The sequence below is a fragment of the Neisseria maigaei genome, assembly GCF_958267405.1.
In the GTDB taxonomy this organism is placed as follows: domain Bacteria; phylum Pseudomonadota; class Gammaproteobacteria; order Burkholderiales; family Neisseriaceae; genus Neisseria; species Neisseria bergeri.
In genome coordinates this window covers 128,968-150,454 of the sequence record NZ_CATQFT010000035.1, presented here as the reverse complement: position 1 = coordinate 150,454, position 21,487 = coordinate 128,968, and the positions used below count along the sequence as shown (strand labels likewise).

Here is a 21,487-nt window from a genome sequence, read left to right as displayed (position 1 = left end):
AACCACCAATATATAGATAATCAATGACCAGTAATTTTCATAATCGCTTGGATAAAATCCTGATCGACTATATCAGCAATAGCAAACGGTGCGGCGACAGGAATGGCGACGGCGGCTGTTACTGATGAACCTATTGCGTCTTTTTTGTTAGTAGTTCTTCGGTCAAGAGTGGTATTACCCTGTTCATAGCCTGCGTCTTTTCCACGATAAAAGCCCCACATTTGACCGCCCATAAAATCGTGTGTTCCAGCAAAACCCTCTACAAATGAATATAATCCAATGCGGATTCAATCAGACTGGCATCAAGCCTGCCTTCAAGGGATTTTCCTAACTTCATAATCCGTTTGTCTAGAGCTTTCATCCGTTTTTCTAATGTCTTTATTTTTCAAATACTCCTTATTTTACAGGGAAGTATCTGGGAAGTGCCGGACAGGCGCATCGCCGTCCGCACCCGCAGGTTTGGTGCGGGCGGATGCCGTCTGAAACGGTTGGTTTTCAGACGGCATAGGGTATGTTTCTTTACAAGTCGGCGGCGATTTCGTTTTGGACGGCTTTGGCAGCTTCGAGTGCGGCGAGCTGTTCGGCTACGCCTTGTTCGATTTTGGAAAGGCTGGCAGACTTGGCTTCATGGTAGGCTTCTTCGAGGGCATAGCGGAAACCGGTTTCGTCTGTGCCGCCGTGGCTTTTAATCACGATGCCGCGTAGCCCGAGCAGGATGGCCCCGTTGAATTTGCGCGGGTCGAGTTTGTTTTTCAGCCCTTTGAGGGCGGGTAGGGCGGCAACGGCGGCAAGTTTGTTGAACAGGTTGCTTTGGAATTCGCGGCGGATGGCTCCGCTCATGAATTTGACTGCGCCTTCGATGGTTTTGAGCATGACGTTGCCGACAAAGCCGTCGGCGACGACGACATCTGCTTCGCCGTAGAGGATGCTGTTGCTTTCGATGTTGCCGATAAAGTTGAGTTTGCTGTTTTGCAGCAGTTTGTAGGTTTGTTTGACGGTGTCTGTACCTTTGATGTCTTCCGTGCCGACGTTGACCAGCCCGATGCGCGGCTGTCCTTTTTGAGGATGGAGTGCATGGACGAGTTCGCTGCCGATAACGGCAAATTGGGTGAGCTGTTCGGGGGTGCAGTCGACGTTCGCGCCGAGGTCGAGTGCAAGGGTAACGTGGTCGGTGTCGGAAGGAAGGAATTTGGCGATGGCGGGGCGTTCGATGCCGGGTATGGTTTTGAGGACGAAACGTGCGGTTGCCATGAGCGCGCCCGTGTTGCCTGCGGATACGGCGGCTTGGGCTTTGCCTTCTTTAACTTGGTTGATGGCAACGCGCATGGAGGAGTCTTTTTTGTTCTTTAGGGCGGACTGAGGGGATTCATCCATGCCGACAACTTGGGTGGTATGGCAGATGTCAATAAGTTCCATCGGCGCGCCTGCTGCGTTCAGGGCTTGGCGGAGCTGTGCTTCGTCGCCGGTCATAATCAGGCGGACATCGGGGTGTGCTTGGAGGAATGCGGTTGCACCGGGTACGGTAACGGTAAGTCCTTGGTCGCCGCCCATGGCATCTACGGCCAATGTAATCATAGGGGTTTCTCCGGTAGGTTTTCGGTCTGCGGCAGGGGTCGTGCGGGCTTCAGACGGCATCGGTTCGGAAAATATGCCGTCTGAAAGGGTCAGCCTCGGCTGCTTTCGGCAAGACGGTTGTGTTCGTCGATATCGTGTGCATCCCATGGATAGTTAATCCACCAGTCGTCTACGGTGATGCCGCTGAAATAGGGAATGCCTTCGGGGATTTTACCTGCTTTGGCTTTGATTTTTTCGTGCAGTACGGCGACGCCGATGGTGCCGAAGTCTTCTTTGAGCAGCTCTGTCAGGCAGAACTCCATGGTAACGCGGCTGTCGTCCACTTCGTCGACAACAAGGACGTTTTTACCCCGTAAGACTTCGGGAACGGGGTCTAGCCATTGGACTTTCTTGACTTCTTCTGTAACCTGTCCTTCGTTGTCGCTGTCGTAATAGGCGGTGGTTACGGCATAAATCGGAATTTCCAGAAAACAGCGCAGCATACGTGCAGGAATAAAGCCGCCGCCGCCGATAGCGATCATGGCGTCGTATTTGACGCCGGAGTTCCGGATTTTTTCTGCCAATGCTTTGATGACGCGGTGGATATCATCGTAGGTGTACCAGATTTTCTGTTTCATCGGAATTTCCTTGGTGGTTGGGGCTTTTGGAATATTTTCACGGGGTATTATACGGAACGCTTTGCCCCTGTGTGTTGACGTATGGCGAAAGTTTGGACGGATGGCGCGTCCAATGCAAAAAAAGCCAGTAATTGCATGGCAATGTTCTGGCTTTTTCAGTCAGTCGAATAGGGATTATTCGCCTTTGGCTTTGACCACTTTGCGGCCGCGGTACATACCGTTTGGAGAAATGTGGTGCGGGCGGTGCACTTCGCCGGTTGTGCTGTCGACAGACAGTGCGGGCGCGGTCAGTGCGTCGTGCGAACGGTGCATACCGCGTTTGGAAGGGGATTTTTTGTTTTGTTGAACGGCCATTTCAAGCTCCTAGATAAATAAACTGTGTCCTAATTAACTGCTTTTCAAACCTGCCAAAACAGCAAAGGGGTTGGGTTTGTCTTGGTTGGCGGATTCCGGAAGGGTATTGCCGCAGTGTCCGTGTCGCGGCGAAAAGGGCAGGGACATCAGGATTTGGTCTTCTACCAATGCGCGTACGTCGAGTTCTTTTTCAATCAGTATGCCTTCGAGTTCTTCGTCGGCAAGCATGGATTCGTCCAAGGACTCTTCGTCGGAAAACAGGACGATACGGCTGCTTTCATCGAGCATGAACGGCATGGGTTTGATACATCTCTGGCAGATCAGGGGCATATCGGCTTTGACGTTCAGGTCGAGGAACAGGCGTTGCAGCCGATCGCGGCCGCCGGTCAGTGTAAACGATATTTTGGCCTGCCTGTCGGCGGGATAATCGTGCAAACTGACTCGTTCGTCCAATTCTTCTAGCAGAAAACTGCCTTGCAGGTTCTGCCCTTCGGCGGCAAAAATTTCCGGGTCAATCAAATTAGGGTCTGACATAAACGAGGTATGATATAATTTAGATGTTCTAACGTCAATATTTTTAAGAAAAATGTTGCGGTACGCCGAAGGCGGGTGTCCGTGTTTCGGCGCATGGCTGGATTTTAACGCCCGTTTGAGTGTGTTTTCAACGGTAAGGAGGATGGGATGGGTTTGGAACTGCCTTTGATTTTGGGTACGAGTTCGGTTTTCCGCCGCGAACAGATGGAAAGGCTCGGCATTGCCTTTCAGGCGGCATCCCCCGATTTTGACGAAACGCCGATGTTGGGGGAATCAGCCCCTCAGACGGCATTGCGCCTTGCCGAGGGTAAGGCGCGGTCGTTGGCAGGGCGTTTCCCCGAGGCGTTGATTGTCGGCGCGGACCAGGTGGCGTGGTGCGACGGCAGGCAGTGGGGCAAGCCGATGAACCTTGCCAACGCGCAAAAGATGCTGATGCATTTGAGCGGCAGGGAGATTGAGTTTTACAGCGCGGTCGTGCTGTTGAATACGGTTACGGGCAGGATGCAGCGGCATATCGATAAGACGGTGGTTGTGATGAGGCAGTTGGACGAGCTGCATATACTCCGCTATTTGGAGAGCGAGCCGGATGCGGTTTATTGTTCGTGTGCGGCGAAAAGCGAGGGCTTGGGCGCGCTGCTGATCGAACGGATTGAAAGCACCGATCCGAATGCTTTGATCGGTTTGCCGGTTTTCCGTCTGGTCGATTTCTTGAAAAATGAGGGAATGGATGTTTTGTAACTGCCCGTTTATGCCGTCTGAAAGGCTCAGACGGCATTTTTAACTGACGAGTGAGGGAATGATGTCTCCTGTTTTGTATTTGATTCCTACGCCTTTGGGTACGCCTGACACGCCGTGCCTGCTGCCGCATGAACAACGGGCGGTTGTCGGGCTGACGGATTTTGTCGTGGAAGCGGAAAAAACGGCGCGTGCGCATTTGAAGCATTTGGGCGTAACTGCGCCTATCCGCGAACTGAATCTGCAAACGCTGAATGAACATACGGATTTGAAGACTTTGCCGGAATTGCTGAAACCTTTGCAAGAAGGGCGCAGTATGGGCATTGTCAGCGAGGCGGGTTGTCCGGCCGTTGCCGATCCGGGTGCGAATCTGGTGGCGTTGGCGCATAAACACGGTTTTGAAGTGCGTCCGCTGGTCGGGCCTTCCAGCCTGCTGCTGGCCTTGATGGCTTCGGGCGCGAACGGGCAGAACTTTGCATTTAAGGGTTATCTGCCGTCTGAAAAAAACGGGCGGATTCAGGCTTTGCGGGCTTTGGAACAACGTTCGCGCCAGTGCGGAGAGACGCAGATTTTTATTGAAACGCCTTACCGCAATGATGCGCTGCTTGCCGATGCGGTGGAAAACCTGCATCCTGAAACGCGCTTGTGCGTGGCTACGGACTTGACCTTGCCGACACAGGAAATCATCAGCCAGACGGTTGCGCAGTGGCGAAAAAGAAAAGAAATGCCCAATCTGAAAAAACGCCCGACGATTTTTGTGATGTATGCAGGTTGAAGATTTCCGCCCCGATAGCGGGTGAACAATAAAGATGCCGTCTGAACAGGTTTCAGACGGCATCTTTCATGCTGCGGCATCTAGGAAACGACTTCGCCTTGGGCGCGTTGTTTTTCGATGCTGCGGTTGATGTGCCATTGCTGGGCGATGGTCAGGAGGTTGTTGACCACCCAGTAGAGCACCAAACCGGCCGGGAAGAAGAAGAACATCACGGAGAAAACCAAAGGCATGATTTTCATCATTTTCGCCTGCATCGGGTCGGTCGGCGGCGGGTTCAGATAGGTTTGGGCGAACATCGTTGCCGCCATAATGATGGGCAGGATGTAGTAGGGGTCGGCGCGGCTAAGGTCGGTAATCCAGCCCAGCCAAGGTGCCTGACGCAATTCTACGGAGGCAAACAACGCCCAGTACAAGCCGATGAAGACGGGGATTTGCAACAGCATGGGCAGGCAGCCGCCCAGCGGGTTGATTTTTTCGTCTTTGTAAAGCTGCATCATGGCTTGCTGTTGCGCCATACGGTCGTCGCCGTATTTTTCTTTAATGGCTTGCAGTTTGGGCGCGGCGGCGCGCATTTTTGCCATCGAGCGGTAAGAGGCGTTGGTCAGCGGGTAGAGTACGGCTTTGACGATAATGGTCAAAACGATGATTGCCCAGCCCCAGTTGCCGATAATGTTGTGCAGTTGGTTCAGGAGCCAGAAGAGGGGGGAGGCGAACCAGTGTACTTTGCCGTAGTCTTTTGCCAGTTGCAGGTTGTCGGCGATGTTTGCGATGACGGATGTGGTCTGCGGGCCGGCGTAGAGGTTGATGGAGGCTTCGGATTTCGCGCCGTTTTGGATGGCGGCAAGGGGAACGCTGACGCTGGTGCTGTACAGGTTGTCGTTGCGGCGTTTGATGTCGATACGGCAGTCGCCGGCGGCGCAAACGCTTTGTCCGCCTTTGGGTTGGAGAATCCAAGTGGACATGAAGTGGTGTTCAATCATGCCGAGCCAGCCGGTTTGGGTTTTGCGGGCGTATTCGGCTTCGTTTTTGCCTGATTTGGCATCGTCGTCCAAGTCGGAGAAGCTGACTTTTTGGAATTTGCCTTCGGGGGTGTAAACCACCGGGCCGACGAAAGAGCGGGTAAAGTAGCCTTGACCTTCGGGTTCGCTGCGGTCGCGTACGATGCGGTAGTTCGCGCTCAGGTTGGCGGGCTTGCCGCTGGTGTTGGCGATGTCGAAACGGACGTTGACGAGGTAGCTGTCTTTGGTAAAGGTATAGACTTTGTCGATTTTCAGTCCGTTTGTTTCAGGCGCGCTCAGGCGAACTTCAACTTTGTCGCCGTTGAGACTGTATTGTTTTTGCGGAGCGGTAAAGCTGATGCCTTTCAGAATGTTGTTGCCTTGTGCGTCCAAAAGCTCGGACTGGGCAACGTAGGTGTATTCTTTGCTGTCGTTAAACAGGGTGAATGCTTTGTTTTCGTCGCCATTTGCTTTGTATTTGAGCAGGGTCATTTGACGCAGGTCGCCGCTTTTTTCGTCGATGACGGCTTTGACCGTGTCGGTCGTTACGGTAATCGGCGTTGCGGGCGCGAGCGCGGCTTCGGCGGAAGCGGTTGCGGCGGTTTGCCGCTGTTGCTGCGCGGCTTGTCCGGGCGCGGTTTGGGGGGCGGGGAACATTTTTTCCCAGCCGATCATAATCGCCAGTGCGATGGCGAAAAACGCCGTGAGTCTTTTAAAATCCATATAGAGTTTCCTGAATGGTCGGAAATGCCGCAGGTTGCGTGTTCCGATAGACGGGGAATAAGGGCGGGCTTTATACCCGGCGGTCGTGCCGCCAGCCCGAAGGTTCAGACGGCATTATATAGAAACCGATGGGAAATAAAAGGAAAGCGTGCAATTTGAATATTGCGTCGGGTCAGGGAACGGGGTCGTGTCCGTGTCCGCCGAAAGGGTGGCAGCGTGCAATGCGCTTGATGGCGAGCCGGCCGCCTTTGAATGCGCCGTATTTTTTGACCGCTTCGACCGCGTATTGCGAACAGGTCGGCGTATAGCGGCAGCGGGGCGGAATCAGCGGGCTGATGCAGTATTGGTAAAACCGTATCAGTCCCAGCAGGAGTTTGGACAATAGGAAATTCATCGGGATGTTCCTTGTATGGGAAACCCGTTGCCGTCTGAACCTTGCCTGTAGAGTGCCGTTTTAATCATACCCGTTTCCCGCATTCGGTTGCGGGGTTGCCGAACATGAGTTGTGCCAGTTCCGCCCTTGCCTGTTTTGCGGTAGCCCTGTCGAATTTACGGTGGACGCGCACGACGAAATCCTGTGGCGGAAGATTGTTTTTGTTCAACCTGAACCAGTCGCGGATGACGCGTTTCATATAGTTCCGCTCGTTGGCGCGTTTGGCGGTTTTTTTGCCGACCACCAGACCGATGCGGGGATGGCCCAGCCCGTTGCCGTTTGAACGCGAAACTTGCAGCAGATCGTGGCTGCGGCGGTTTCTGAATGCAAAAACGGATGAAAAATCATCCGTTTTCAACAAGCGGTACTGCCTTCTGAAGCGGTAGTCCAAAATTACACCGCCAGGCGTTTGCGGCCTTTGGCACGGCGTGCTGCCAGTACTGCGCGACCGCCGCGTGTTTTGGAGCGCACGAGGAAGCCGTGGGTGCGTTTGCGTTTGGTAACGGAAGGTTGATAAGTGCGTTTCATAATGTTTCCTAAAATAGAATGGGTAGATAATTAAACCGTGAATTACACTCCAATTTGCCGCTTTTGTCAATCAATATAGAAACTTTGCAGGAGGATTGCCCGATTGCCTGCGGATTTCTGCCGCCTTTCTGTGGATAAATTTTTGCACGGGTTGTGGATAAAATATCGGCGAGTCGGTATAATCGGTTCGCTGCATTTTGAACCGATGCGCGTTCAGAAGATTTGTTTTCTTTTTGAAAATATTATATTTTCTTTATTTTCGATTTCATCGTATTTCCTTTTCGGTTGAAACCCCGCCTTTTAGGGCGGTAGAATCAGAATTTATTTGAGAGGGGCGTAACCCCTTCCAAATCAGGGCAACACACAGGGCGACGCTTTATGTGTCGCCCTGTGTGTTGAAACATTTTTACAGATTCGAGCCTATCCATGACATTAGCAGAGTTTTGGCCGCTGTGCCTCCGCCGTCTTCACGATATGTTGCCTCACGGGCAGTTTGCGCAATGGATTGCGCCCCTTACCGTCGGTGAGGAGGGGGGGCTATGGGTGGTGTACGGCAAGAACCAGTTTGCCTGCAATATGCTCAAGAGCCAGTTTGCCGGAAAAATAGAAGCAGTGAGGGAAGAGTTGGCTGCCGGCCGTTCCGCCTTCGTATTCAAACCGGGAGAAGGCGTGCGTTATGAGATGGCGGCGGTTGAAGGTGCTGTCGAACCTGCCGAGCCGTCCTTGCACGCGGTGTCGGAGGGGATGCCCGTGCAGGAGGTTCTGTTGGACGAGCTGCCGTCTGAAGAGCCTGTCAAACCCGCTGCGTCGAAAACGGCGGCGGATATTTTGGCAGAACGTATGAAAAACCTCCCGCATGAGCCGCGCCATACTGCCGAACCTGCTTCCCGTCCGGAATCGGCGGCAGTTGCCAAAGCACGGACGGACGCGCAGGCCGGTGCGGAAGAGGCGCGTTACGAGCAGACCAACCTGTCGCGCGATTACACGTTCGGCACATTGGTCGAAGGCAAGGGCAACCGCCTTGCAGCGGCGGCGGCGCAGGCGATTGCGGAAAGTCCGGGACAGAGTTACAACCCGTTTTTCCTGTACGGCAGCACGGGTTTGGGCAAAACCCACCTGGTGCAAGCCATCGGCAACGAGCTTTTGAAAAACCGTCCCGACGCGAAAGTACGCTATATGCATTCGGACGATTATATCCGCAGCTTCATGAAAGCCGTGCGCAACAACACTTACGACGTGTTCAAACAGCAATACAAGCAATACGACCTGCTGATTATCGACGACATCCAGTTCATCAAAGGCAAAGACCGTACGATGGAAGAATTTTTCTATCTGTACAACCATTTCCACAACGAGAAAAAACAGCTCATCCTGACGTGCGACGTATTGCCTGCCAAAATCGAAGGCATGGACGACCGTCTCAAATCCCGTTTCTCATGGGGTTTGACTTTGGAACTCGAGCCGCCCGAATTGGAAATGCGCATCGCCATTTTGCAGAAAAAGGCAGAGGCGGCGGGTATCAGCATCGAAGACGAGGCGGCATTGTTTATTGCCAACCTGATCCGTTCCAATGTGCGCGAATTGGAAGGTGCGTTTAACCGTGTCAGTGCGAGCAGCCGCTTTATGAACCGGCCGGTTATCGATATCGATTTGGCGCGTACGGCTTTGCAGGACATTATTGCCGAGAAGCATAAGGTCATTACCGCCGATATCATTATTGATGCCGTTGCCAAATATTACCGTATCAAAATCAGCGATGTGCTCGGTAAGAAACGGACACGAAACATTGCCCGTCCGCGTCAGGTTGCCATGAGCCTGACCAAAGAGCTGACCACGTTGAGCCTGCCGTCTATCGGCGATTCGTTCGGCGGACGCGACCATACGACCGTCATGCACGGCATCAGGGCGGTGGCGAAACTGCGCGAGGAAGACCCCGAGTTGGCGCAGGATTATGAGAAACTGCTGATTCTGATTCAAAACTGACCGGACACGCCTTTCAGACGGCATGACATTGCCCATGCCGTCCGAAGGGTAAGAAATCCAACCGATTTAAGGAGCGAAAATGTTGATTTTACAAGCCGAGCGCGACAGCCTGCTCAAGCCGCTGCAAGCCGTTACCGGCATCGTCGAACGCCGCCACACCCTGCCCATCCTGTCCAACGTCCTGATTGGGGGCAGGGGCGGGCAGACCCAGCTTTTGGCAACCGATTTGGAAATCCAAATCGACACTGCGGGTCCCGAGGGCGGCGCGGGCGACTTCCGCATCACCACCAATGCCAAGAAATTTCAGGATATTTTACGGGCACTGCCTGCCGGTGCGCTGGTGTCGCTGGATTGGGACGACAGCCGTCTGACGCTGAAGGCGGGCAAATCGCGTTTTGCACTTCAGACCCTGCCTGCCGCCGATTTTCCGATGATGAATGTCGGCGAGGACATCAGCGCGACTTTCTCACTGGAGCAGGAGCGTTTCAAAACCATGCTGTCGCAAGTGCAGTACAGCATGGCGGTGCAGGACATCCGTTATTATCTCAACGGTCTGCTGATGCAGGTTGAGGGCGGCCAGTTGCGCCTTGTGGCGACCGACGGACACCGCCTTGCCTATGCCGCCTGCGCGATTGATGCGGATTTGCCGCGCGCCGAAGTGATTTTGCCGCGCAAAACGGTGCTGGAACTGTTCAAACTGTTGAACAACCCCGACGATCCGATTCAAATCGAGCTGCTGGACAAACAGGTGCGTTTCCAATGCAACGGCACGACCATCGTCAGCAAGGTCATCGACGGCAAATTCCCCGATTTCAACCGCGTGATTCCTTTGGACAACGACAAGATTTTCGTGTTGTCCCGTGCCGAACTTTTGGGTGCGCTGGAACGTGTGTCCATTCTTGCCAACGAAAAATTCCGTGGCGCGCGCCTGTTCCTGCAACCCGGCCTGTTGAGCGTCGTGTGCAGTAACAACGAGCAGGAAGAAGCGCGCGAAGAAATCGAGATTGCCTATCAGGGCGGGGAATTGGAAGCCGGTTTCAATATCAGCTATCTGATGGACGTGTTGCGAAATATTCATTCCGACGATGTGCAGCTTGCTTTCGGCGACGCCAACCGCTCGACGCTGTTTACTGTGCCGAACAATCCGAATTTCAAATATATTGTGATGCCGATGCGGATTTGACGGTTCTCCGGAACACGATGCCCGTATTGGAGATATGCCCCGAACCGTGCAGACGGATTCGGGGTTTTGTTCGGCTGTCGGAAAGGTATAGTGGATTAACAAAAACCAGTACGGCGTTGCCTCGCCTTAGTTCAAAGAGAACGATTCTCTAAGGTGCTGAAGCACCAAGTGAATCGGTTCCGTACTATCTGTACTGTCTGCGGCTTCGTCGCCTTGTCCTGATTTTTGTTAATCCACTATAATGCCGTCCGGAATGCGGCGGATCGGGGTTGGGAGCATACAGGGGAAGTGCTTGTGCGGGAATGGCGAAGGTGTGTTTTTGACTCCAGTCCGCCCTGTTTGGATTGCTGCAAAACCATGCCGTCTGAAACGGAAAAGTTTCAGACGGCATGTTTTTTGATCGGGGCGGTGCGGGTCAGCCTCCGAGCAGTGCCCACAAATCGTTTTGCAGGTCGGCTTCGCTTTCGCCTTCGGCAGGCTCGGCGCGGATATAGCCGCCGTCCGGCTGCATCAGCCACGCGTGCGTATTGTCTGCCAGTGCCATTTCCAAACCTTCGCGGATGACGCGTTTTTTGAGTTCGGGCGCGGCAATCGGCGTGGCGGTTTCAATGCGGCGGAAGAAGTTGCGCCCCATCCAATCCGCGCTGGAAATAAAGGTGTCGTCCGCGCCGTTGTTGTGGAAGCAATACACGCGCGCGTGTTCGAGCTGCCTGCCGACGATGGAGCGGACGCGGATGTTTTCGGACAGGCCTTTTACACCCGGGCGCAAGGTGCACATACCGCGCACAATCAAATCGATTTGCACACCTGCCGCGCTTGCCCGATACAGGGCTTCGATGACGGTCGGTTCGATGAGCGAATTCATCTTGGCGGTAATCCGCGCCGGTTTGCCGGCTTTGGCGTGTTCGGTTTCCTGCTTGATGCGGTCGATGACCATTTTGTGCAGGGTAAACGGACTTTGGTAGAGTTTGTTCAGACGGCCCGGCTTTCCCAAGCCTGTGATTTCCATGAACAATGTGTTCACATCGGCGGTGATTTGTTCGTCGGCGGTGATGAGGCCGAAGTCGGTGTAGATGCGCGATGTGCCTTGGTGGTAGTTGCCCGTGCCGAGGTGGGCGTAACGCTTGAGCACGCCGTCTTCGCGGCGGATGATGAGTGCCATTTTGGCATGGACTTTGTAGCCGAATACGCCGTACACGACGTGTGCGCCAGCCTCTTCGAGCTGTTTCGCCCAGTTGACGTTGTTGGCTTCGTCAAAACGCGCCATCAGTTCGACGACGACGGTAACCTGTTTTCCCGCCAGTGCCGCCTTCATCAGGGCGCGGACGAGTTCGGAGCGCGTGCCGGTACGGTAAATCGTCATTTTGACGGCAAGCACAGCGGGGTCGGCGGCGGCTTCGCGTATCATATCGACCACGGGATCGAAGGATTGGTAGGGGTGGTGCAGCAGGATGGGCGATTGGCGCACCAAATTGAAGATTGGGCTGTTTTTGCCCAAGGCTTTCAGACGGCCCGGCGAGTGCGGCGGGAATTTCAAATCGGGGCGGTTGACCAAATCGGGGACGGCGTTGAGGCGTACGAGGTTGACCGGACCTTTGACCTGATAGAGTTCGGCGGCGGTCAGCCTGAATTGCGCGAGCAGAAAGTCGCGGATGTAGGCGGGACAGGTGTCGGCGACTTCGAGCCGCACGCCGTCGCCGTATTCGCGGTCGTGCAGTTCGTTTTGAATGGCGGCGCGGAGGTTTTGCACGTCTTCTTCGTCAACGGTCAAGTCGCTGTCGCGCGTGAGGCGGAACTGGTGGCAGCCTTTGACGTTCATGCCCGGGAAGAGTTTGCCGACGTGGGTGTGGAGGATGGACGACAGGAAGACGAAGCCGTGTCCGCCGCCACACAGTTCGGACGGCAGGGGGACAACGCGCGGCAGGATGCGCGGTGCTTGGACAATCGCCATACCCGAAGGTCTGCCGAACGCGTCCGTGCCGTCGAGTTCTACGGCGAAGTTCAGCGATTTGTTCAGCGGGCGCGGGAAGGGGTGGGAAGGGTCGAGTCCGATGGGGGTCAGGATCGGCAGCAGTTCGCGGTCGAAATAGTCTTCGATCCATTTTTTCTGCGCGCCCGTCCAATTGCGGCGGCGGTAAAAATGGATGCCTTCCTGCACCAGCTCGGGCTGAAGGACGTTGTTGAACAGGTCGTACTGGTGCCGTATCAGGGAGCGCGCCGCTTCGGTAACGTCGGCGATGGTTTCAGACGGCATTTTGCCGTTGTCCAGCCTGCGCCGGGGGTGCAGCTTGTTTTCACGCTTGAGCCACGCCATGCGGACTTCGAAAAACTCGTCAAGATTGGACGACACGATGCACAGGAAGCGCAGGCGTTCCAAAAGGGGGACGTTTCTGTCTTCCGCCTGCGCCAACACGCGGCGGTTGAATGCCAGTAGGCTCAGTTCTCGGCAGAGGATGCGGTTTTGTTCGTGCATAAGGTTCTCCCAAAGATGGTTGTTGTTCGGTCGGAGCAGGCGGACAATGCCGTCTGAAGGCTTGGCGGCACCTGCGCCGGTTTCAGACGGCATGACGTGGCGGACAGTCTGTTTCAGGCATCGGGGCAATGTGAAAACGGATACCGGCGCGTGCGGTATCCGTCTGTTTCAAATCACTTCCAATACAAAATAATGGCGCAGTTTTTCGTATACCGCGTCGCTTACGTTGATGCAGCCGTTGGTCATAATCCTGTCGGACACAACCGAAGATGCGATACGTTCGCTCCGTCTTTCGGACGGTATCTGATTCCAAACGCGGTGCAGGGCGAAAAGAAAGTCGCCCTCCTGTTTGAAGCCGATAACTTCGCCGCCGTATCCGGGCTTGTCGGTACTGTTCAGCGTCAGCCCGAACGTTCCCTTGGGTGTGGAAACGCCGATAAGGACAGGATGGCACTGATGGTCATCGGCAAAACAGAGTTCCGCTTTGGATGTGTTTACGATGACTTTTTTCTTTTGAATATAAGCACTGACCGCATCCGGTTGCTCCTGTGCATATACGGGAGCAACTATTGGCAGGCAGCATAATATCCCTAAAAACAGGCGGAACGGCATATTGGATTATTGGCGGATACGTTTCGGTTTTGCCGGCACGATTTCGCGGATGATGACTTGTGGCTCGGCTTTAGGTGCGGGCGGCGGGCAGACGGCATCTTTCGGGAATACGGGATTCCAGTAGAAGCTGCGGGCAAATTTGTCTTTATCGAAAATAATTTTGTATTGACAGGTAGTAATACCTTCTACGCCGGAAGTGTTTTCAGGGTCGGTACCTACGCCGGGGGTGTGGAAGTGGAACAGGTAATCCCATTCGCGTACGCCGTACATGCCTTCATCGTAATGCGGGCGACCCAGGATTTTGTAGATGTCGTCTTTGGTCAGGCCGGGACGCATCTGATCCAGTTCGTCATAAGTCGGGAATGTGCCGCGCTTGTTGTCGAGCGTTACGGAATAGGGTTTCGGGAAAACCGGATTGTCGGTCGTGCCGTCGGCTTTGACGTTGCTTTTGGTTGCGCAGGCAGACAGAACGCCGGCTGCCAATACTGCTAAGCCAAGTTTAACGATTTGTTTTGTTTTCATGTGCAAAGTCCTTTTTGTCTGATACCTGTTTGCCGTCTGATTTGGCAGACTTGTTACAGGGAGTTTAAACGTTTGATTTTGGTTTGTAATATTAGCATAAAAAACGTGCGTATCAGTAAACGCGGTGTATTTGTACGGCATACGGAATGATGCGCGTGCGAATTTACGCATCCTGCCGGCAATTTGCCGATTCGCCGGCATCGGCAACCTGTTATAATTCCTCCTTTAAATTCCTAACGTTTTCAAGCGAAAAACAGAATGACCATGCAAGAACATTACCAGCCCGCCGCCATCGAGCCTGCGGCGCAGAAAAAATGGGACGATGCCCGTATTTTCAACGTCTCCGAAGACGCTTCCAAACCCAAATACTACTGCCTCTCCATGTTCCCCTACCCCAGCGGCAAGCTGCATATGGGGCATGTGCGCAACTACACCATCGGCGACGTATTGAGCCGCTTCAAACTTTTAAACGGCTTCAACGTCATGCAGCCTATGGGTTGGGACGCGTTCGGTATGCCGGCGGAAAATGCGGCGATGAAAAACAATGTCGCCCCCGCCGCCTGGACTTACGACAACATCGAATACATGAAAACCCAGCTTAAAAGCCTGGGTTTTGCGATTGACTGGGCGCGCGAAGTCGCCACCTGCAAACCCGAATACTACCGCTGGGAACAATGGCTGTTTACCAAGCTGTTTGAAAAAGGCATCGTCTATCGTAAAAACGGCACGGTAAACTGGGATCCTGTCGACCAAACCGTCCTTGCCAACGAGCAAGTCATCGACGGGCGCGGCTGGCGTTCGGGTGCGTTGATCGAAAAACGCGAAATTCCGATGTATTACTTCAAAATCACCGATTACGCCGAAGAGCTGCTCAACGACTTGGACAAGCTGGAACACTGGCCGGAACAAGTCAAAACCATGCAGCGCAACTGGATCGGCAAATCTCGCGGCATGACCGTGCGCTTTACTGTTTCAGACGACAGCAAACAAGGCTTGGAAGGCGATTACGCGAAATTCCTGCAAGTTTATACCACCCGTCCCGACACGCTGATGGGCGCGACTTATGTTGCCGTTGCCGCCGAGCATCCGCTGGCAACCGCCGCAGCCGCCGACAAACCCGAATTGCAGGCATTTATTGCCGAATGCAAAGCCGGTTCCGTTGCCGAAGCCGATATGGCGACGATGGAGAAAAAAGGCGTGCCGACCGGCCGCTACGTCGTCAACCCGCTCAACGGCGACAAGCTGGAAGTGTGGATTGCCAACTATGTATTGTGGGGCTACGGCGACGGCGCGGTCATGGCGGTTCCGGCGCACGACGAACGCGATTTCGAGTTCGCTACCAAATACAATCTACCGAAAAAACAAGTCATTGCCGTCGGCGACAACACATTCGACGCAAACCAATGGCAAGAATGGTACGGCGACAAAGAAAACGGCGTATTGGTCAACAGCGGCGACTTGGACGGCTTGGACTTTCAGACGGCATTCGACGCCATCGCCGCCAAGCTGCAAAGCCAAGACGCGGGCGAACCGAAAACCCAATACCGCCTACGCGACTGGGGTATTTCGCGCCAACGCTACTGGGGCTGCCCGATTCCCATCGTCCATTGCGAAAAATGCGGCGACGTACCTGTCCCGGCCGACCAACTGCCCGTCGTCCTGCCTGAAAACGTCGTACCTGACGGCATGGGTTCGCCTTTGGCAAAAATGCCCGAATTTTACGAAACCGCCTGCCCATGCTGCGGCGGTGCGGCGAAACGCGAAACCGATACCATGGACACCTTCATGGAATCGAGCTGGTATTTCTTCCGCTATATGTCGCCCAAGTTTTCAGACGGCATGGTATCGGCTGAAGCCGCAAAATACTGGGGCGCGGTCGACCAATACATCGGCGGTATCGAACACGCGATTCTGCACCTCCTGTACGCGCGCTTCTTCACCAAACTGATGCGCGACGAAGGCTTGGTCAATGTTGACGAACCGTTCGAACGCCTGCTCACGCAAGGCATGGTCGTTTGCGAAACCTACTACCGCGAAAACGACAAAGGCGGCAAAGACTGGATCAACCCTGCCGATGTCGAGCTGACTTTTGACGACAAAGGCCGCCCTGTTTCCGCCGTCCTGAAAGCCGACGGACTGCCCGTCGTCATCAGCGGCACGGAAAAAATGTCCAAGTCCAAAAACAACGGCGTCGATCCGCAAGAACTGATTAACGCCTACGGCGCGGACACCGCCCGCCTGTTCATGATGTTCGCCGCACCGCCCGAACAGTCCCTCGAATGGAGCGACAGCGGCGTCGAAGGCGCGCACCGCTTCCTGCGCCGCCTGTGGCGCACCGTTTACGAATACCTGAAACAAGGCGGCGCGGTCAAAGCGTTTGCAGGCAGCCAAGACGGTTTGTCTAAAGAACTCAAAGACCTGCGCCACAAACTGCATTCCACCATCGCCAAAGTAAGCGACGACTACGGCCGCCGTCAGCAGTTCAACACCGCCATCGCCGCCGTGATGGAACTGCTCAACCAATACGACAAAACCGACACCGTCAGCGAACCAGGTCGCGCCGTCGCCCAAGAAGTATTGGAAACCGCCGTACGCCTGTTGTGGCCGATTGTGCCGCACATTTGCGAAACCCTGTGGAGCGAATTGAACGGCGCGAAACTGTGGGAGGCAGGCTGGCCGGAAGTCGATGAAGCCGCTTTGGTCAAATCCGAAATCGAAGTCATGGTTCAAGTCAACGGCAAACTGCGCGGCAAAATCACCGTTGCCGCCGACGCCTCCAAAGCCGACCTCGAAGCCGCCGCACTCGCCACCGAAGGCGCGGTGAAATTCATGGAAGGCAGGGCCGCGAAGAAAATCATCGTCGTTCCCGGACGCTTGGTGAATATCGTCGTCTAAGCCGCTGCTTTTAAGGTTTAGCCATACGGAGAAAGGCCGTCTGAAAACTTGGAAACAGGGTTTCAGACGGCCTTTTTAAGGCAGATTGGGTTGTCTGCATGACAGACCTCAAATATAGCGGATTAACTTTAAACCGGTGCGGCGTTGCCCCGCCTTGCCCTGATTTTTGTTAATCCACTAAAACTTAATCTCAAAATCCAAAATATGAATTTATTTTTCGATACCGAATTGGGAAAGCAACAAAATAAAGCAACCCACAAAATCCGTGTAATGAGCGAGGCTTGGCTGGAAAAAAACGGCTACTGCCCCTGTTGCGGAAGCAAGCCGATGCAGAGATTTGCCAATAACAAACCTGTTGCAGACCTCTTTTGCCCAAATTGCCACGAGCAATATGAATTAAAGAGTAAAAATCAAAAAACCATAGGCAACAGCGTGCCTGACGGTGCATATCGCACCATGCTGGAGCGCATCCGGTCAGATACCAACCCCAACTTTTTCTTTCTTGCATATAAAAAAGCGGATTACTCCATACGGCAATTGGTGCTTGTACCCAAACATTTCATCACGCCGGACATGATTATTCCCAGAAATAAAGGCATTAAAAACCGGCCGCACCACATTATGTGTTCCATCAATCTCGCCCCTTTGCCTGAAAGCGGCAAAATATTCTTAATAGACGATTCCCGCATTATCGAACCCGAAACCGTTCTGAAAAAATGGCAATCCAACCTGTTTTTACGCAACCAAAATGCGGAGCACAAAGGCTGGCTTTTGGCTGTTATGAAATGTATCGACCAACTCCCCGAAGAATTCACATTGTCGCAAATGTATGGATTTGAAGACAAACTATCCATCCAATTTCCCCAAAACAACCATATCAAAGACAAAATCCGCCAACAGTTGCAAATTCTGCGCGACCAAAATACGATCGAATTTATTGGTCGCGGACTTTACAAAAAATCAATAAATTGCGCCTAACTCCCAAGGCGTTTTGATTTCAAATCATGATACTGAATTTGAAAGGGATATTTATTCTTCTGCCATTCTGAAAACAGATGAAGTACAACGCAATATCGCTGCAAAGGGGCGCAGCCGTAAAAAAGTCGGGGGATTATTGGCAATTTATGATTGATTTCGACAAACCGTCCGCCTCCGAAGGTGAAGTGAAATTCATAGAAGGCAAGCCTGCCAAGAAAATCATCGTCGTACCGGACAGACTGGTGAACATCGTGGTGTAAATCTTTTTAAAAACATTAAACAATGTTAAGATACCGTCCGAAATCCGTTTTGGATTCAGACGGCATTTTTTGAATTTAATTTTTTAAGGGATAAGCCTAATATGAAATTTCCTTCCTTCCTTTAAACGGATAGTCTGTCTGTCGGCAGCAATCTCGATATTGGGAGGTTGTGCGGTCGTTGCTGATGTTTACGGTCATGATTCCGCCACAATGAACGCTACGGCTGCCAAAGATTATATGAAAACGGTTGAGTTGAACAAGTCTGCCGGCAATGTCGATACCACATCCAGAACAGCCCGCAGGGTGCAGGCAGTATTTCGACGTATGCTGCCTTATGCCGATGCGGCAAATAATACCGGCCATAGGTTTGACTGGAAAATGACGGTTTTCAAAAACGATGAGCTGAACGCGTGGGCGCTGCCCGGCGGGAAAATGGCGTTTTATACGGGGATAGTCGACAAACTCAAGCTGACCGATGATGAAATTGCCGCCATTATGGGGCATGAAATGACGCACGCCCTGCATGAACACGGTAAAAATAAGGTCGGGCAACAAATTTTGACCAATACGGTGGCGCAGATAGGCACGCAGATTATATTAGACAAAAAACCGGACACTAATCCGGAATTGGTCGGATTGGGTATGGATATTTTGGGGACGTACGGTCTTACTTTGCCTTATAGCCGCAGCTTGGAAGAAGAAGCCGATGAGGGGGAATGATGTTGATGGCGCAGGCAGGCTATCATCCGGCGGCCGCTGTCAGGGTTTGGGAAAAAATGAATCAGGAAAACGACCAAAACGGCTTTATTTATGCTATTACCTCTACTCATCCGACAAACAATGCCCGTATAGAAAATCTAAAACGGTTGTTGCCGACCGTTATGCCGGTTTATGAGCAAAGTGTCAGAAATAGGGGGCGCGTTAATAAAAAACGTCGGCGGTAAGGGAAGGAAATCGAGAATTTGAGCCGTTGTTTCAAAATGCCGTCTGAAATCCGTTTGAGATTCAGACGGCATTTAAACAGTTCTGCGCCCCGCCCGTTTTGCCTTCAAGCACGCGCCGCTTAAATCCAATCCCCCCTGCAACGGGCTCAAAAAATCCCCGTGCCTCGCGGTCGGGGATGTTTCGGGTTTCGCGCCTGTCTGCGCCGTGCCTCGCGGTCGGGCTATGCCGTCTGCACCGCCGCCGTTTCGGCTTGGTTTGATGTGGCAGGGGCATTTGTGCGGCTACGCCCTGATATTCAGTTCGGCGGTCTTGCCTGTTTCGTCAGGCATATTCAGCAGCGCGTCTATTGTGAACTTGCTGATTTTGCCGTTTGCCAAGCCGGTTACGCAATGGCTTCGATGCCCTTGTTTTTGACGATGGTCAGCAGCTTCAACGCCGCGCCGCTGGGCTTTTTAACGCCCCGCTCCCAAGCCGAAACGTGATTTTTCCCCACGTTGAGATAGATGGCAAAGGCGGCTTACGATAGTGCCTCCTTCTCTCTGATTGCCTTGATGTCCCCGCCGCTCAACGGTTTGATTTCGGTCAGGCAGGACTTGTCAAAGCCGCGCATAGTCTTTTTGTCGATTGCGCCGATGTCGTGCAATGCGGTTGCCATTTCGTGGATTACGCCGCTTAGCTCGCTTTTATATTTCCGTTCCATTTTCAAATCTCCTGTAAATCCATTTTGATAATCAGGGCTTCAAGCTCCTGCTTGTTGCACTTGGTGGCATACCGTGCCAAGTCTTTCAGTGCTGCCAGTTCTTTATCTGAAATGTTTTCACGATCGTTCTTGGCAAAGGCATAAACGAAAAATGCCCTATCTGCCTGTTTGAACAGTATCAGGCTGCGATAACCGCCGCTTCTGCCTTGCCCTTGCCGTGCTATGCGTTGCTTAATCACGCCGCCGCCAAGGTCTGCATCTATCAGCCCCTTATCCGCCCGCTCTACCGCTTCCAGCAGCTCGGAATCACTGATTTTATGTTTCTTGGCAAATTTCACTATCCACTGGTTTTTGAATATCCGCATTGTGTAGCCGTTTACTTAGTGATACTGGGGATTATACCAAAGACAGGCAAGGCGGCAAGCCGCCTGATTCCCCGGTTTATGCCGTCTGAAGCATTGGCGGTCAATCTGCCTATTTTTTAATCAATCAATGCCAATGGCTCAAATTTCCGTTTTTAGCGCGTTTCGCCGTCTTCCTATGCCGCAATATAACCAAGCGATTTAATCACCTTTCCTACCAAAAATTGGCGTATTTCCGTGCGTTTCGGCTTTCTGTCCCACTGCGCTCCCACCGCCAAGACGGCAAAAAACCGCAAACACGCAAAATCCATTACCAATCCGTTACTACTTGTTACCGTAATCGTTACCGATTTTTTTATTATTTTATTTCATAAACTTATTTTTATAATACTTAACGGTAACGGGTAAGGGTAGTGCATTTCTATATAGGGATTTTCCGAGAACCAAAAAAACCGCCCTGCATCTTGGACGGTTTCCCCTCGTTCCCTACGGTTCGTCAGTATTCCCCGCAGGCTCTTTTCCGCTTGACATTCCTGATTTGGCGGTCGTTCAGCTTTATTTTTACGGTATTTTTCGCAGTATTTTCGGATGCCGCAAAAAATCAGGTTAGTTCAATTAGGGCGGATTGGACGGGATTGTACGGTTAGGAAGAAGGTGCTCATGGAAAATTCCCTAAATGTCTTGGTGGGAATTTAGGGGATTTTGGGGAATTTTGCAAAGGTCTCAGGAAGGGGGACGGCAGGATAACAATCAGTCTGAAATCCTTGTATTGATTGGCTTTGGTTTACGGCGTTAAACGGCATTGAACGAAAAAAACGCCTGAAAATTTCAGGCGTTTTTGTGTGTTGGTGCCGACAGCGAGATTTGAACTCGCACAGCCTACGGCCACTACCCCCTCAAGATAGCGTGTCTACCAATTTCACCATGTCGGCATTTGAAAAACTGTTATTTCTGCTGCTGAGGAACAGGGGCAGAAGGTTCGGTATTGTTTACGGGTTTGGGTGCTTGCTGAGTCTGTTGTACGTTGCTGAAGTCCAAACCGTGTTTTGTCGTGTGGGTGTGAATATACACCATAGCCATGCAGGTTGCAAAGAAAAATGTTGCTGCAACGGCGGTCGAACGGCTGAGGAAGTTGGCGTTGCCCGCCGAGCCGAATACGCCTTGCGCGCTGCCGCTTCCCGATCCGAAGGTCGCGCCTGCATCCGCGCCTTTGCCGTGTTGGAGCAATACTAACACGATGACGGCCAAGGCGGAAATGATATTAATAATCCAAATAAGGGTTTTGAAGGCTTCCATATTTTT

At 52.9% G+C, this 21,487-nt stretch carries 22 protein-coding genes, 1 tRNA gene and 4 pseudogenes; 10 read left to right on the top strand and 17 right to left on the bottom strand.

Annotated elements, in window-relative coordinates; translation table 11 throughout:
• Positions 1 to 20 precede the first annotated feature (20 nt).
• From Q3O06_RS06305 to Q3O06_RS06285, 6 genes and pseudogenes are all read right to left on the bottom strand, one after another.
• The gene (locus tag Q3O06_RS06305) at positions 21 to 221 is read right to left on the bottom strand and encodes a hypothetical protein (protein WP_118792435.1); all 201 of its coding nucleotides are present in this window, start codon (positions 219 to 221) and stop codon (positions 21 to 23) included.
• Positions 222 to 265: 44 nt separating this feature from the next.
• Positions 266 to 382: pseudogene (locus Q3O06_RS11215) on the bottom strand (MafI family immunity protein); the annotation flags it as partial.
• A 137-nt stretch (positions 383 to 519) separates the two neighbouring features.
• Positions 520 to 1,575, bottom strand: coding sequence for a phosphate acyltransferase PlsX (plsX, locus tag Q3O06_RS06300; RefSeq protein ID WP_301818150.1), 1,056 nt, complete (start codon positions 1,573 to 1,575; stop codon positions 520 to 522).
• Between the two features lie 89 nt (positions 1,576 to 1,664).
• A complete protein-coding gene (locus tag Q3O06_RS06295) occupies positions 1,665 to 2,192 on the bottom strand; it encodes a phosphoribosyltransferase (RefSeq protein ID WP_118792437.1) in 528 nt (175 codons plus the stop codon).
• 174 nt (positions 2,193 to 2,366) lie between these two features.
• Positions 2,367 to 2,546, bottom strand: coding sequence for a 50S ribosomal protein L32 (gene rpmF / locus Q3O06_RS06290; protein WP_002214744.1), 180 nt, complete (start codon positions 2,544 to 2,546; stop codon positions 2,367 to 2,369).
• 33 nt (positions 2,547 to 2,579) lie between these two features.
• Positions 2,580 to 3,080: a YceD family protein gene (locus Q3O06_RS06285; RefSeq protein ID WP_301818124.1), complete on the bottom strand. Its 501-nt coding sequence runs from the start codon at positions 3,078 to 3,080 to the stop codon at positions 2,580 to 2,582.
• Positions 3,081 to 3,227: 147 nt separating this feature from the next.
• Here Q3O06_RS06285 and Q3O06_RS06280 point away from each other — a divergent pair, with 147 nt between their 5' ends.
• Positions 3,228 to 3,818 carry a Maf family protein gene (locus Q3O06_RS06280; RefSeq protein WP_301818123.1) on the top strand — a complete coding sequence of 197 codons (591 nt, stop codon included), beginning with the start codon at positions 3,228 to 3,230 and terminating at the stop codon, positions 3,816 to 3,818.
• 61 nt (positions 3,819 to 3,879) lie between these two features.
• Positions 3,880 to 4,590, top strand: coding sequence for an SAM-dependent methyltransferase (locus Q3O06_RS06275; RefSeq protein WP_301818149.1), 711 nt, complete (start codon positions 3,880 to 3,882; stop codon positions 4,588 to 4,590).
• A gap of 80 nt (positions 4,591 to 4,670) precedes the next feature.
• Here Q3O06_RS06275 and yidC read toward each other — a convergent pair whose 3' ends face one another.
• From yidC to rpmH, 4 genes are all read right to left on the bottom strand, one after another.
• Positions 4,671 to 6,311: a membrane protein insertase YidC gene (yidC, locus tag Q3O06_RS06270; RefSeq protein ID WP_301818122.1), complete on the bottom strand. Its 1,641-nt coding sequence runs from the start codon at positions 6,309 to 6,311 to the stop codon at positions 4,671 to 4,673.
• Positions 6,312 to 6,483: 172 nt separating this feature from the next.
• Complete coding sequence (gene yidD, locus Q3O06_RS06265; protein ID WP_002214730.1) at positions 6,484 to 6,705, bottom strand: membrane protein insertion efficiency factor YidD; 222 nt, start codon at positions 6,703 to 6,705, stop codon at positions 6,484 to 6,486.
• A 64-nt stretch (positions 6,706 to 6,769) separates the two neighbouring features.
• Complete coding sequence (gene rnpA / locus Q3O06_RS06260; RefSeq protein ID WP_301818121.1) at positions 6,770 to 7,135, bottom strand: ribonuclease P protein component; 366 nt, start codon at positions 7,133 to 7,135, stop codon at positions 6,770 to 6,772.
• Between the two features lie 2 nt (positions 7,136 to 7,137).
• Positions 7,138 to 7,272 carry a 50S ribosomal protein L34 gene (gene rpmH, locus Q3O06_RS06255; RefSeq protein WP_002214728.1) on the bottom strand — a complete coding sequence of 45 codons (135 nt, stop codon included), beginning with the start codon at positions 7,270 to 7,272 and terminating at the stop codon, positions 7,138 to 7,140.
• A gap of 426 nt (positions 7,273 to 7,698) precedes the next feature.
• Between rpmH and dnaA the strand changes: the two genes are divergently transcribed.
• Both dnaA and dnaN read left to right on the top strand, forming a co-directional pair.
• The gene (gene dnaA / locus Q3O06_RS06250; RefSeq protein WP_301818120.1) at positions 7,699 to 9,255 is read left to right on the top strand and encodes a chromosomal replication initiator protein DnaA; all 1,557 of its coding nucleotides are present in this window, start codon (positions 7,699 to 7,701) and stop codon (positions 9,253 to 9,255) included.
• 79 nt (positions 9,256 to 9,334) lie between these two features.
• Positions 9,335 to 10,438, top strand: a complete 1,104-nt coding sequence (gene dnaN, locus Q3O06_RS06245; protein WP_301818119.1) for a DNA polymerase III subunit beta — start codon at positions 9,335 to 9,337, stop codon at positions 10,436 to 10,438.
• A gap of 415 nt (positions 10,439 to 10,853) precedes the next feature.
• Here the strand turns inward: dnaN and ppk1 are convergent, their stop codons facing one another.
• The 3 genes from ppk1 to Q3O06_RS06230 all read right to left on the bottom strand — a co-directional run bounded on the left by ppk1 (position 10,854) and on the right by Q3O06_RS06230 (position 14,045).
• Entirely contained in the window at positions 10,854 to 12,911 is a 2,058-nt protein-coding gene (gene ppk1 / locus Q3O06_RS06240) for a polyphosphate kinase 1 (RefSeq protein WP_301818148.1), read from the bottom strand.
• A gap of 168 nt (positions 12,912 to 13,079) precedes the next feature.
• Positions 13,080 to 13,523: a murein L,D-transpeptidase gene (locus tag Q3O06_RS06235; RefSeq protein WP_301818118.1), complete on the bottom strand. Its 444-nt coding sequence runs from the start codon at positions 13,521 to 13,523 to the stop codon at positions 13,080 to 13,082.
• 6 nt (positions 13,524 to 13,529) lie between these two features.
• A complete protein-coding gene (locus Q3O06_RS06230; protein ID WP_301818117.1) occupies positions 13,530 to 14,045 on the bottom strand; it encodes an outer membrane protein assembly factor BamE in 516 nt (171 codons plus the stop codon).
• Positions 14,046 to 14,309: 264 nt separating this feature from the next.
• Here Q3O06_RS06230 and leuS point away from each other — a divergent pair, with 264 nt between their 5' ends.
• The 6 genes and pseudogenes from leuS to Q3O06_RS06210 all read left to right on the top strand — a co-directional run bounded on the left by leuS (position 14,310) and on the right by Q3O06_RS06210 (position 19,605).
• Positions 14,310 to 16,940, top strand: a complete 2,631-nt coding sequence (gene leuS / locus Q3O06_RS06225; protein WP_301818116.1) for a leucine--tRNA ligase — start codon at positions 14,310 to 14,312, stop codon at positions 16,938 to 16,940.
• 204 nt (positions 16,941 to 17,144) lie between these two features.
• Positions 17,145 to 17,935, top strand: a pseudogene (locus tag Q3O06_RS06220) (DpnI domain-containing protein).
• Between the two features lie 153 nt (positions 17,936 to 18,088).
• Positions 18,089 to 18,178, top strand: a pseudogene (locus tag Q3O06_RS11195) (leucyl-tRNA synthetase); the annotation flags it as partial.
• Between the two features lie 237 nt (positions 18,179 to 18,415).
• Complete coding sequence (locus Q3O06_RS11190) at positions 18,416 to 18,898, top strand: M48 family metallopeptidase (RefSeq protein ID WP_373323502.1); 483 nt, start codon at positions 18,416 to 18,418, stop codon at positions 18,896 to 18,898.
• Positions 18,895 to 19,122, top strand: coding sequence for a M48 family metalloprotease (locus tag Q3O06_RS11185; protein ID WP_373323501.1), 228 nt, complete (start codon positions 18,895 to 18,897; stop codon positions 19,120 to 19,122). The genes Q3O06_RS11190 and Q3O06_RS11185 overlap by 4 nt, the downstream gene beginning before the upstream one ends.
• 159 nt (positions 19,123 to 19,281) lie before the next feature.
• Positions 19,282 to 19,605, top strand: coding sequence for a hypothetical protein (locus tag Q3O06_RS06210; protein WP_301818153.1), 324 nt, complete (start codon positions 19,282 to 19,284; stop codon positions 19,603 to 19,605).
• On the opposite strand, the pseudogene Q3O06_RS06205 reads toward Q3O06_RS06210, so the two are convergent.
• The 4 genes and pseudogenes from Q3O06_RS06205 to secG form a co-directional block, all read right to left on the bottom strand.
• A pseudogene (locus Q3O06_RS06205) lies at positions 19,506 to 19,823 on the bottom strand (helix-turn-helix domain-containing protein). The gene Q3O06_RS06210 and the pseudogene Q3O06_RS06205 sit on opposite strands and share 100 nt — an antisense overlap.
• Positions 19,824 to 19,825: 2 nt before the next feature.
• Positions 19,826 to 20,188, bottom strand: a complete 363-nt coding sequence (locus Q3O06_RS06200) for a type II toxin-antitoxin system RelE/ParE family toxin (protein WP_301818114.1) — start codon at positions 20,186 to 20,188, stop codon at positions 19,826 to 19,828.
• 843 nt (positions 20,189 to 21,031) lie between these two features.
• Positions 21,032 to 21,117 (bottom strand) — tRNA-Leu (locus Q3O06_RS06195).
• 13 nt (positions 21,118 to 21,130) lie between these two features.
• Positions 21,131 to 21,481, bottom strand: a complete 351-nt coding sequence (gene secG / locus Q3O06_RS06190; RefSeq protein WP_003752857.1) for a preprotein translocase subunit SecG — start codon at positions 21,479 to 21,481, stop codon at positions 21,131 to 21,133.
• Between the last annotated feature and the right edge of the window lie 6 nt (positions 21,482 to 21,487).